The organism is Nonomuraea sp. NPDC049625 (genome assembly GCF_040675285.1).
GTDB lineage: Bacteria > Actinomycetota > Actinomycetes > Streptosporangiales > Streptosporangiaceae > Nonomuraea > Nonomuraea angiospora_A.
Genome location: NZ_JBFAOQ010000003.1, coordinates 886,749 through 898,268 on the forward strand (window position 1 = coordinate 886,749; position 11,520 = coordinate 898,268).

Here is an 11,520-nt window from a genome sequence, read left to right on the forward strand (position 1 = left end):
ACGGCTAGCCGTGGAGCGGTACATAAAACACAAGGTGTGGTGAACTACATCGGTGTAACTACTAGATGTTGTGGTCCAACCGTAGAAGCGAGCGACCATGAACGCAAGTTGAGCAAGCCCATCGAACCGAAGTCGCTGATCAGCCCGCCGTCACCGGCGGAGCTTGGGCGTGTCGCCCGTCGAGGTGATCTTTGTGCTGCTGGAGGCGTCACACGAGTTGCTTACGCACCCCTTCGTGAACAAACCTCACAACGGTACCCAACCCCCAAACCTTCCCCCACCAGCCCCACCACCGCACCCCCCGAACCACTCCACAACCGGACAGCCTCATAACGCCAACGGCCCCACGGGCAACCGTTCCCATGCCCCGACCCGGCCCCCACCGCCAGGCCACTCCGCACCCCACGCGACACACCGCCAGTCAGTCGCACCCGAGCAGCCTGACGACGCAGCTCCCACGCGTGAACCTCGCGGCCCAGACGGACTCCCGACCCGGACGGACTCCCGGGTTCAAGCGGACCAGCGTCTCGGTCGCAATCACGGTCCGAGCGGACTGGCGGTCCGAGCAGGCTCGCAGGTTCGAGCGGGCTCGCAGGTTCGAGCGGGCTCGCAGCCCAAGTGGACCAGCGTCTCGATCGCAATCACCGTCCGGGCGGGCTGGCGGCCCCAGCAGGCTCCCGGGCCGAGCAGATCCACAGCCCAGCCAAACTGGCGGCCCGAGCAGACTCACAGCCCGAAGCAGGGTTGCGGCCCGGGCAGCCCGGCGAACCGAGCGGACCGGCAGCCCGGCGAACCGAGCGGGCCGAGCAGACCGGCGGGCCGAGCGGGCCGGCCGAGCTGGTGACCTGGGCGGACTGGCGAGCCGAGCGAACTCACAGCTCGGGCGGACCGGCGGGCCGGACGCACCCGCGGGTCGGGCGGTCAGCGTAAGGCGGCGGTGTTGCTCGGGACGTACAGGCGGGTGCCCGGGCGAACGGGGGAGTCGGACAGGCCGTTCAGGCGCTTGATCTCCTCCACCACAGGGCCGGGATCGTCCCCCTGGGAGAGCGCCTCCCCGATGGCCCAGAGCGTGTCACCCTCGCGCACCTCCACCCACGGCAACCCCGCATGGCTGGTCACGACGACCTGCACCGCTGCCTGCCCCACCGCACGCGTACCGAGCCAGAACCCGCCGAGCGACAGCAACGCCACGGCGACCACCAGCACGACCCGCCCGCGCCGGGTCAGCCGCAACGGCGGAGCGGACCGCCGACGCACGCGCGCCAACGCCCGCCGCGCGCGCCACCTCGCCACCCGACGGCCCCACCGGCGAGATCCCCACCGCCCGCCACCTGTGCCACGCCGAGATCGGCCGGCCCGGACGACGCCTCCCCGCGCAGCCCGATCACCCCCGCCAGCACCCCGAACGCCCTTCCCGTCCCCCTGGACACCCCCACTCCGAACACCACGAACGCCTCCCCCAACACCCCGGACGCCACGCCGGACACCCCGAGCGTCCCTGCCAGCGCCTTGGACACCACTCCGGAGCCCCCGCACGTCCCCGCCAGCACCGTGGACACCACCCAAGGGCTCCCGAGCGTCCCCATCAGCACCCTGGACACCATCCTGGGGGCCGCGAGCGCCTCCCCCCGCACTCCGGGCACCACTCAGCGGGCTGCGAACGCCTTCCCCAGCACCCTGGGCGGCACGACGACCGCCGCGAGCGCCCTTTCCAGCACTTCGGCCATCACCCCCGGGACCGAAGTCCTTTCCCCCAGTGCTTCGGATGCCGCCCCTGGGGCCAAGGATCTTTCCGACGGCTTTCCGGACGCCACCCCTGGAGCCAAGGGCCTTTCCCACGGCTCTCCGGGCGGGACCCCGGGGACTGCGCGCGCCTTCCCCAGCGCTCCGGGCCAGGCCCCGGGCACCGCGAACGCCTTCCCCGGAGCCCCGGACACCACCCCCGAGACCGAGAACCTCTCCCCCAGCACCCCGAGCTCCGTCGACGTCTCCCCCCGCGATCTGCGCGGAGCGCCGACTGCCGCGTGTGCCACCCTCGGCGGACTGGACGCCACCTCGAGGGCCGACGGCGCCTCCCGCTTCTCTCGTCCCGGAGTTTCCTGGTCCGCGCGCCCGCGACCGCGCGTCGCCCGCAGGGGCGCGTGCACCCCGATCGTCCACTCTCGTCCCCCGCCCAGCGTCGGCACCCCCGCCCGAGCGCCGTTGGTCTCTGTCTGCGCCGGATCTCCGGCCGGCCGCCGTTTCGTCGCCCTCGTCCGCACGGGCTCCTCCCCTGCCCGGCGGTACGGTGGCGTCCGCGTCGGAACCCGGACGCGGCGGCGGTACCAATCGCAAATGGGGCCTTCCACCATGAGCCGTGCGGGGCCCCAACCTCTTCCCCGAATTCCCGCGGGAACCGGCCTCAGTCCGCGTATTGTCTCCCCGTCGATCGTTACCCTGCGTGGCGTCGGCGATGAGTGTGAGTCGTTTGGCGTCTTGGCTGGTCGTGTCGGTATTTGTGGGTGTTCGCATGGTTGACCTCCTGCCGTGCGGCCCGAGGAAAAGGCCAAATAAAGATCAGCAAATCGAACACGGTGTCGATCGAACTCCCGTACGATGTTGTACACCACGCTGGCGACAATTTCGAGGAAGACTCGAACAATTGTTTGAAGATGATCTTCAACAGCGATACGGTCGCTGTGTGCGACATTGGGACCACAGACCGGGAGGTGCGCCGGTGAGGCGGGCCGCCAGGCGAGGAGGAAGAGCATGAGCGAGCAGGATGGCGCAAACGGGGTCAGCGACCTCGCGGTGCGCCGGCGCGACTCTCTGGGCCTGACGCCCAGGCAGCGCAAGATCCTTGAAGTCATCCGCGACTCGGTGCAGCAGCGCGGTTATCCGCCCTCCATGCGCGAGATCGGCGAGGCGGTCCAGCTGACCAGCACGTCGAGCGTGTCGCACCAGTTGACGGCGCTTCAGCGCAAGGGTTACCTGCGTCGCGACCCGCACCGGCCGCGCGCGCTCGAAGTGCGCCTCCCGGGCGAGCCCGTGCTGTGGGTGGACCCTGACGCGACCGACGAAGAGCCCACGATCAACCGCCCCACGGCCGCCTATGTCCCGCTCGTCGGCCGCATCGCCGCCGGTGGTCCGATCCTGGCCGAGGAGAGCGTGGAAGACGTCTTCGCGCTGCCCAAGCAGCTCGTCGGCGAGGGCACCCTGTTCCTCCTGCAGGTCGCCGGTGACTCGATGATCGAGGCCGCCATCGCCGACGGCGACTGGGTGGTCGTCCGCCAGCAGCCGGTGGCGGAGAGCGGCGACATCGTGGCCGCCATGATCGAGGGCGAGGCCACTGTCAAGACCTTCAAGCGCAAGGACGGCCATGTCTGGCTCGTCCCCCACAACCCCAACTACGAGCCCATCCCCGGCGACGAGGCCAGCGTCCTGGGCAAGGTCGTGGCGGTCCTGCGCCGGCTCTAGCAGCGGTCAGGGCCCCGAAAGGGTCTCGGGCGCGCGTCCAACCGCTCGCGCCGCGTTCCGGCGCGCGCCGAAACACACCTGTTCATGGGTACGTACGGCTCCAACTCCACCTCGCCCTCGGGCCGAAGCCCCGTCACCGGCCATCCGGACCGGCGAGGGACGCCATGCCCCTGGAGACTGAGCCGTCCGGGGGGCGCCATCCAGTCCCATGTTGTCGGTCGCGGCGCTCAAGGCCACCCAACGCCGACATCGCACCGTGTCGCCACCCCGCCATCGGACATTGGCGCCGAACTCGGTCTCGGCATCGAACCATTCCGCGAAACTCGGTCTCAGCATCGCTCCATGTCGCCACCTGGCCCTCGGGCACTGGCGCGGAACTCGGTCTCAGCATCGCTCCATGTCGCCACCTGGCCCTCGGGCACTGGCGCGGAACTCGGTCTCAGCATCGCACTGTGTCGCCACCACCCCATCCTTCGCCCACACCCGCAGTACCCGGAAGTCGCCGCCTCCATGACCGCTTGACGAAGCCACAAGCCGCCCGCTCGACTCGATCAAGGGCCCAGATCGGGAGGGCGTCTACAACGCACCGCCTTCAGCAACGCCCGATGGGGAAACGTCGCGCTGTTTGGGGCAGCCGCTCGGATGCGCGCCCGGCGCGGTGCAGGAAGTCGCCGCACCGGCCCGCTCACTCCAGCACGAAGCTCGCGCTGCCCTTGAAGGCGCTCGACCCGTCGTTCTGCTCGACCCTCGAGCCGCGGCCCGCGTGCGGCACCGACTGAAGGTCCCGGGGCTTCTAACGGGCCGCGTACAGCTCGTGCGCGGCCATGATCGCCTGGTCGGCGAAGGCGAGCACGTCGCGCCGCCGTTCGAACGGCGAGCCGTACAGGGACTTGCGGGGGGTGCCGAAGTGCTCGCTCAGCCCGCTGACCGCGCCCGAGAGCGTCGGCAGCGCGGTCTCGTCCTCCTCGCGCAGGCGTAGCGCCTCGTTCACCACCCGATGCCAGCGCTCGGGGAACACCGCCAACGCGTACTGCCCGGCCCTCGACTTGGAGGTGATCTCGCCGGTCGCCAGCGTGTAGTGGAGCCGGGCGACGCCCGTGACGACCCAGACCGTGTTGTAGCCGCCGAGACAGGCCAGCCCCCAGGGCGAGGCCAGGTGGGAGGCCCTGGCCACCAGGCGGCGCCAGTACCGGTCGAGGTTGCCGTCGGTCCAGGCCGCGAGGACGGCTGGATCGTGCCAGATATCGATCTCGTCCGGCTTGGGGCCGCGGCAGGTCAGGCCGTTCTGGGCCAGCGTGTGCCAGGTGACCGGGTTGAGGCCGCCCCGTGGGTTGATCTTCCCCGCGTGCGCCCGGGGACGCGTCCCCAGCTCCGCGGGGTCCCGGCCGAGGTCGTCCCACGTGAGGTAGCAGCCCTCGAACGGGTACGCGCCCAACCGGGCGTGAATGCGCTCCACCACCCCGAACGGCGCCTCCGAGGCCGTCACCGCGACGAAGTCCACGTCGCTCGCGCCGGGCCGGTAGTCGCCCAGCGCCGCCGAGCCCTCCAGATAGAGACCCTCCACGAGCCCGGGAGCCTCCGCGTCGGCCACCGACAGGTAGGTCTCGACAATGGCATCGACCTTGGGGTTAGACATCATCGCCGTCCAGCCTCCCATAAGCGGCCTCGCCACCTCATCACAATCAATAATCCTAGAATTGCCGCGTGAATGAGGCATATACCCCTGAAGACCTCAAGACATCCCACGATGGCATCAAGTGGTCAGAAGTCCCACCGGGCGTCATCCCCGCCTGGGTCGCCGACATGGACCTGTCCACCGCTCCCGAGGTGATCGAGGCACTGCGGCGCCGGGCCGCCGGCGACCTGGGCTACCCGACCTGGCTCGAACAGCCCTCAGCCGGGCCGCTGGCCGAGGCGTTCGCCGAACGCATGGCGAACCGATACGGCTGGCAGGCCGATCCCTCGCTCGTGCGCTCGTTCAACGACCTCAACCAGGCGCTCCAGGTCCTCCTCCAGGTCTGGACCCGGCCGGGCGACGGGGTCGCGTTGCACACCCCGGCCTACCATCCGTTCCTGGAGACGCTGAAGGTCATGGAACGGCCCCTCCATCCGATCCAGCTGGAGCCCGACGGGGACGCGTGGCGCTTCGAGGTGCCCGACCTGTCGGGCTGCCGGGTGCTCCTCCTCGTCAACCCGCACAACCCGACCGGCCGCTCGTTCACCCGCGAGGAGCTGGCGAAGCTGGCCGAGCACGTCGAACGCCATGACCTGCTGGTCATCGCGGACGAGATCCACGCGGACCTCACGTTCGAGCCGCACCAGCACATCCCGTTCGCCACGATCCTCCCCGAACGCACCGTCACACTCACGTCCGCCACGAAGGCGTTCAACCTGGGCGGCATCCGCTGCTCGGTGGCCCACCTGGGACACGCGGGCGTCCGCAAGGCCCTGGAGGCGCAGCCGCCCTTCGTGTACGGCTCCGCGAACCTCTTCGGCGTGGAGGCCACGGTGGCGGCGTGGCGGCACGGGGACGCCTGGCTGGAGTCGACCCGCGCCCTGCTGGACCGCAACCGCCGCATCATCGCCTCCCGGCTGCCGGCATCGGTCGGCTATCGGGTTCCGCAGGCCACGTACCTGGCGTGGCTGAACGTGGGGCGGCCGGGCATGGCGGAGGTGTACGAGCGGGAGGCCCGGGTGCGGCTGGTCGACGGCGCGGTCTTCGGGCCTGGCGGCGAGCATTACGTCCGGCTGAACTTCGCCACCACGGAGGCGATCCTGGCCGAGATCCTCGACCGGCTGACCCAGATGCCCTGACCCTGGTTTTCCCAAGGGGCGTGGCGGGATCCCCACGACACTCCTGCCACGCCGCCCGGCTGGGTGGTGATGGACCCGCGCACCGGACAACGAGGCGCCAGGCAGGCGCCCGTCCCACTGGGCGCGCGAATGGCGCGACGCACGAGGTGGCGCGGCACGCATCGCGTGGAGAAGGGGCACGGCGGGCTGCGCAGAGCGAAGGCGTGGGCGGCCCAGCAGTGCAGCGTGCCGGCGCCAAAGGCGCGCGGCTCGGTGTGGCGGCATGGTGTGGCGGCGCGGCGTTGGCGGCGCGGCGTGGCGTTGGCGGCGCGGCGTGGCGACGTTGGTGCGGAGGTCGGCAGGGGTGCGGCCCGGTACCGGAGGTGGCGGAGCGGCGGGAACGCTCGGGGCGCGGCACGTCGGTGTGGACATGAGGCGCAGGGGGGGTGGGCCCGACGGCGAGGCTAGCTGCCAGGTGGCGAATGGGGGGTGAGTGGGCAGAGGCCCCGACGGCGAGGCTGGCGGCCGGGTGCCGGTCGGGGCGGTGGGTGAGGCGGTGAGTGGGGGGTTACCGCAGCGAGGTTACTGCAGCGGCGGGAGGTCCGGCGGCGTGGCGGATGGGTGTTCTTCGAGGGCGGCCAGCGCCAGCTCGATCGCCTTCTCGAGCTGCGGGTCCCGCCCCGCCACCCGGTCCTGTGGCGTGATCACCACCTCGATGTCCGGCTCCACCCCGTAGTTCTCCACGCCCCAGCCGTGCCCTTCGAGCCAGAACGAGTACCGGGGCTGCGTGACCCGCGTCCCGTCGACGAGCGAGTACCGGGAGTCGATGCCGATCACCCCGCCCCACGTCCGCGTCCCCACCAGCGGGCCGATGCCGCGGATCTTGATCCCGGCGCTGACGATGTCCCCGTCCGAGCCCGCGAACTCGTCGGTGATCGCCACGATCGGCCCCCGGGGCGAGTCCTCCGGGTAGCGCATCGGCTCGTAGCCTCGTGCCCGCGACCACCCCGTGACCTTGCGGGACAGCTTCTCCAGCACGAGCTCCGACAGGTGCCCGCCGCCGTTCTCGCGCACGTCCACGACCAGCCCGTCGAAGGCCATCTCGGTACGCAGGTCGCGGTGGAACTGCGCCCACCCCGTCGCCACCATGTCGGGCACGTGCAGGTATCCGAGCCTGCCGGCGGAGGCCTCCCGGACGCGGGCGCGGCGGCTCTCCACCCAGTCGTGGTAGCGCAGCCGGGTGTCCTCCGCGATGGGGCTGACCACGACGCGGCGGGTGTCCCCGCCGGCGGCCGGCCGTACGGTCAGCTCAGTGGGCTGGCCGGCGGTGCCCGCCAGGAGGGCCAGCGGACCGCGTACCGGATCCACGGGACGCCCGCCCACCGCGACGATCGCGTCGCCGGGACGGACGGCCACCCCGGGCGCGAGCAGCGGGGAGCGCGCGTCGTGGTCGGAGGACTCGCCGGGCAGGATGCGTACGACCCGCCACACGCCGTCGTCGTCCCTGGCGAGGTCCGCGCCCAGGAGCCCCTGGCTGCGGCGCGGGTCGACGCCGGCGCCGGTGGCGCTCGCGTACGCGTGGGAGGTGCCCAGCTCGCCCTGCGTCTCCCAGAGCAGGTCGATCAGCTCGGAGTGAGCGCCGATGCGCCCCACCAGGGGCTCGTAGCGGTCGAGCACGCCTTGCCAGTCGACGCCGTTCATGTCCTCGCGCCAGAAGTGGTCGCGCATGAGGCGGCCGGCCTCACGGAAGCCCTGCCGCCACTCGGCGATCGGGTCGATCTCCACGGCGATCCGGTCGAGGTCGATGGAGACGACCTCGTCGCCCTCGGTGGCGGCGCGGGTCTGCAGGCCGTTCTTGCCGTTGGTGACGAGCCTGCCGCCGTCGCCGCTGACCTCGAACGCACGCACCTCCTTGCCCAGCTCGGACTTGGCGCGCTTCTTGAGGTCGTAGCGTTCGAGCACGATCTCGGTGACCGGCTCGGTGCCGTCGCCGATCTGCCCCGCGAGGGGGTGGCGCAGCCAGAGCAGGGCGTCCTTGGCGGTACGCAGGTTGCCGTAGCGGCCCGCGGGCACCGGCACCGGCACCACGCGCGAGGGGAGCCCCTCGGGATCGACCTCGGTACGCGGTGCGGCGTCGTCCTTCTTGTCGTCCTTGGCAGGCTTGTCGTCCTCGCCGTTGAACCCGCGTCCCTGCAGGGAGGGGTCGAACGGCGACGGCGTGGTGGCCTGCAGGGGCACAATGTACGGCTTGCACCCGCCATGGAAGGACATGTCGAAGACGTGCGCGTCGTACACCGGGTCGAAGGTCCGCATCGACAGGAACGCCAGGTGCTTCCCGTCCTTGGTGAACATCGGATCGAAGTCGGAGAAGCGCACCGACGTCACGTCGATCACCGACGTCCCGTCGACCCGCCCCATCTTGATCTGCGACAGCGGCTCGTGGTGCGGGTGCACCCAGGCCAGCCACCCCGAGTCGGGCGAGAACGTGAGCCCGCTGACGTCTCCCTGCGTGGTCCGGTCGAGCTGCCGGATATTTCCGGACTCGATGTCGACGACCAGCAGCCGCCCGTCATGCGTGGCGACCGCCACGTGCTTGCCGTCGGGCGAGACCGTCAGTTCGAGCACCCGCCCGAGCTCCCCGGTGGCCAGCGTCCTGATCTCGCCGCCCGGCGTGCCGATCTCCAGCCCGTCCTCGCCGCTGGCGTCCGACACCCAGACGGCCCGGCCGTCCGCGTCGAGCACCTGCGGCAGCCGTACGCGGACGCCCGGCTGCGCCCGCAGCACGCCCGCGGGCCCGTCGCGGTGGGTCACCCAGTGGGCGGTGCCGCGGATCTCCACGGCGCTGGCCCGCCCGCTCGCGTCCGGCGAGAACGCGCCGACCCGCAGCGGCGCGGGGCGCTTGGCCCGCCCCGGCCGCGGCCCGCCCAGCGTCACGTCCAGCCGGTACGGCTCCGCGTCCAGGCTCTCCAGCAGCCAAAGGTCCCCGGCGTGGCCGTAGATGACCCGCTCCCCGTCACCGACGGCGTGGCGGGCGTAGAACTCCTGGTGATCGCTGTGCCTGCGCAGGTCGGACCCGTCGGGCAGGGCGGAGTAGACGTTGCCGACGCCGTCGACGTCGGACAGGAAGACGAGCCGGTCCCCCACCCAGTTGACCGCCCAGTACTGCGCGGTGCTGTCGGCGAACAGGCGGGCGAACTCCCCGTCGCCCTCCGCGTCGACCCAGATCTTGCCGGCCGTGCCACCCCTGTACCGCTTCCACTGCGACGGCTCGCGCCACATCGGCGACACGGTGGCCACCCGCGCGCCGCTGACGGCCACGTCGCTGACCCACCCGTACGGCAGGCGCGTGGCGGGGCCACCGTCGAGCGGCACCGCGTACGCCCAGGTCCGGCCCCGCTCGCTCTGCCCGGCCGCGGTGACCGCCAGCACGTCGCCCTCACCCGTCCAGCCGCGTACGCCGGTCGTGGCGCTACCCCAGTAGGTCAGCCGCTCGCCCTCGGGGCCGTCGATCCCGGCCGCGAACACCTCCGGCGCGCCCTCCTTGCCGCCCGTCCACGCGATGCGCGTGCCGTCGGGCGAGAATCTCGGGTGCGACACCGGGACGCGGTCGGCGGTGAACCGCCAGGCCCTGCCTCCGGACAGGGGAGCCAGCCAGACATCGTCGTCTGCGACGAAGGTGACCATGTCACCGTGGATATGCGGGTATCTGAGGTATGCGCCATTTGTCACATGTGCACATTAATGCCAGATGCCAAGGTCAGCCCAAGAATTCTCCCTCGAACGGGCCCACCACGTCCCGCGAACTGTCAAGTAGGGGATGTGCCTGAAATGCCGGGAAGAGGGTGGACTATGAAGTTTTGCGCCCGTCCACACCAGCTCCCGTCCCGCCTGGCGGCCGCGGCCGTCATCCTCAACTCCGGGCTCAGCAAGGTCCACGCCGACGAGCAGACCGCGGCGGGCCTGCACGGCATGGCCGCGAACACGTACCCGTTCCTGCGTGACATGGACCCGGTGGCCTTCACCAGGCTGCTCTCCAGAAGCGAGATCGCGCTCGGGACCGCGCTGCTCGTGCCGATCGTGCCGTCGCTGGTGGCGGGGGCCGCTCTGACCGGGTTCGCGGCGGGGCTGGTCGGCCTGTATCTCAGGACGCCGGGGATGCGGCAGGAGGGCAGCCTGCGCCCGTCCGAGCAGGGCATCGGGCTGGTCAAGGACATCTGGCTGCTCGGGATCGGCATAGGGCTGGTGCTGGAGGAACTCCAGTCCGGCGACTAAGACCGACAAACCCGGGTACGCGGCACCATATGGTACAAATCGGCTACACCTTGATGTCCGAACAGACCCCCGCGCGGGAGCTGGTCGATCACGCCGCGGTGGCCGAGCGGATCGGCTTCGACTACGCGGTCATCTCCGATCACTACTTCCCGTGGATCGAGGAGATGGGGCACTCGCCGTACTGCTGGTCCGTGCTCGGCGCGGCGGCCCAGGTCACCCGGCGCCTGCCGCTCATGACGTACGTGACCTGCCCCATCATGCGCTACCACCCGGCCGTGGTGGCCCAGAAGGCGGCGACCATGGGCGTGCTGAGCGAGGGCAGGTTCACGCTGGGTCTCGGGGCTGGCGAGAACCTGAACGAGCACGTCATCGGCGAGGGCTGGCCACCCGTGGACACCCGGCACCGGATGTTCGCCGAGGCGATCCGGATCATCAAGCTGCTGTTCGGCGGCGACTACGTCACGTACCAGGGCGAGTTCTACGACGTCGACTCGGCCAAGCTCTACGACCTGCCGAAGCGGCCGGTCCCGCTCGCCATCGCCGCCTCGGGCGGCCAGTCCGCGGAGATCGCCGCCGAGTACGGCGACGTGCTGGTGGTCAACGAACCGCTGCCGGACGTGGTCAGGCAGTTCAACGCCGCGGGCGGGCACGGCAGGCCCGTGTACGGGCAGCTGCCCATCGCGTACGACACCGATCCCGAGGCTGCCAGGGATCGGGCACACCGCCTGTGGCGCTGGGCGGCCGCCGGCGGTTGGAAGGTCATGGCCGAGCTGCCCGGTCCGGTGAACTTCGCCGCCGCGACCGGCACCGTACGGCCCGAGGACGTGGCCCAGAGCGTGCCGTGCGGGAACGACGTGGACGCGGTCGTGCAGGGCGTCAGGCAGTTCGCCGACGCCGGGTACACCCACGTCGCGCTCGTCCAGATCGGGCACGACCAGCAGCAGCCCTTCTTCGACTGGGCGGAGAAGGAGCTGCTGCCGGCACTGCGCGAGCTATGAG

At 71.1% G+C, this 11,520-nt stretch carries 8 protein-coding genes; 4 read left to right on the forward strand and 4 right to left on the reverse strand.

All coding sequences use genetic code 11. The features are described from left to right. Positions 1-921: 921 nt before the first annotated feature. Both AB0J87_RS17570 and AB0J87_RS17575 read right to left on the reverse strand, forming a co-directional pair. Positions 922-1,233, reverse strand: coding sequence for a LysM peptidoglycan-binding domain-containing protein (locus tag AB0J87_RS17570; RefSeq protein ID WP_363966293.1), 312 nt, complete (start codon positions 1,231-1,233; stop codon positions 922-924). Next, a complete protein-coding gene (locus AB0J87_RS17575) occupies positions 1,224-1,643 on the reverse strand; it encodes a hypothetical protein (protein ID WP_363966295.1) in 420 nt (139 codons plus the stop codon). The genes AB0J87_RS17570 and AB0J87_RS17575 overlap by 10 nt, the downstream gene beginning before the upstream one ends. Before the next feature lie 1,105 nt (positions 1,644-2,748). On the opposite strand from AB0J87_RS17575, the gene lexA reads away from it, so the two are divergent. Beyond that, on the forward strand, positions 2,749-3,456 hold the full coding sequence (gene lexA / locus AB0J87_RS17580; RefSeq protein ID WP_221520107.1) for a transcriptional repressor LexA: 708 nt from the start codon (positions 2,749-2,751) through the stop codon (positions 3,454-3,456). 793 nt (positions 3,457-4,249) lie between these two features. Here the strand turns inward: lexA and AB0J87_RS17585 are convergent. After that, a complete protein-coding gene (locus AB0J87_RS17585) occupies positions 4,250-5,095 on the reverse strand; it encodes an aminoglycoside adenylyltransferase domain-containing protein (protein WP_363966297.1) in 846 nt (281 codons plus the stop codon). Between the two features lie 65 nt (positions 5,096-5,160). Between AB0J87_RS17585 and AB0J87_RS17590 the strand changes: the two genes are divergently transcribed. Further along, on the forward strand, positions 5,161-6,270 hold the full coding sequence (locus tag AB0J87_RS17590; protein ID WP_363966299.1) for an aminotransferase class I/II-fold pyridoxal phosphate-dependent enzyme: 1,110 nt from the start codon (positions 5,161-5,163) through the stop codon (positions 6,268-6,270). Positions 6,271-6,831: 561 nt separating this feature from the next. Here the strand turns inward: AB0J87_RS17590 and AB0J87_RS17595 are convergent. Then, the gene (locus AB0J87_RS17595; RefSeq protein WP_363966301.1) at positions 6,832-9,933 is read right to left on the reverse strand and encodes a PDZ domain-containing protein; all 3,102 of its coding nucleotides are present in this window, start codon (positions 9,931-9,933) and stop codon (positions 6,832-6,834) included. Positions 9,934-10,098: 165 nt separating this feature from the next. Between AB0J87_RS17595 and AB0J87_RS17600 the strand changes: the two genes are divergently transcribed. Together AB0J87_RS17600 and AB0J87_RS17605 are read left to right on the forward strand one after the other, a co-directional pair. Then, complete coding sequence (locus AB0J87_RS17600; protein WP_363966303.1) at positions 10,099-10,521, forward strand: hypothetical protein; 423 nt, start codon at positions 10,099-10,101, stop codon at positions 10,519-10,521. 29 nt (positions 10,522-10,550) lie between these two features. Beyond that, a complete protein-coding gene (locus AB0J87_RS17605) occupies positions 10,551-11,519 on the forward strand; it encodes a TIGR03557 family F420-dependent LLM class oxidoreductase (RefSeq protein ID WP_363966305.1) in 969 nt (322 codons plus the stop codon). Position 11,520 lies beyond the last annotated feature (1 nt).

What these genes read in the sequence shown, in the direction of transcription:
- lexA (WP_221520107.1), top strand. Translation starts at nt 2,749, where the DNA reads ATGAGCGAGCAGGATGGCGCAAACGGGGTCAGCGACCTCGCGGTGCGC.
- AB0J87_RS17585 (WP_363966297.1), bottom strand. Translation starts at nt 5,095, where the DNA reads ATGATGTCTAACCCCAAGGTCGATGCCATTGTCGAGACCTACCTGTCG.
- AB0J87_RS17595 (WP_363966301.1), bottom strand. Translation starts at nt 9,933, where the DNA reads ATGGTCACCTTCGTCGCAGACGACGATGTCTGGCTGGCTCCCCTGTCC.
- AB0J87_RS17600 (WP_363966303.1), top strand. Translation starts at nt 10,099, where the DNA reads ATGAAGTTTTGCGCCCGTCCACACCAGCTCCCGTCCCGCCTGGCGGCC.
- AB0J87_RS17605 (WP_363966305.1), top strand. Translation starts at nt 10,551, where the DNA reads ATGGTACAAATCGGCTACACCTTGATGTCCGAACAGACCCCCGCGCGG.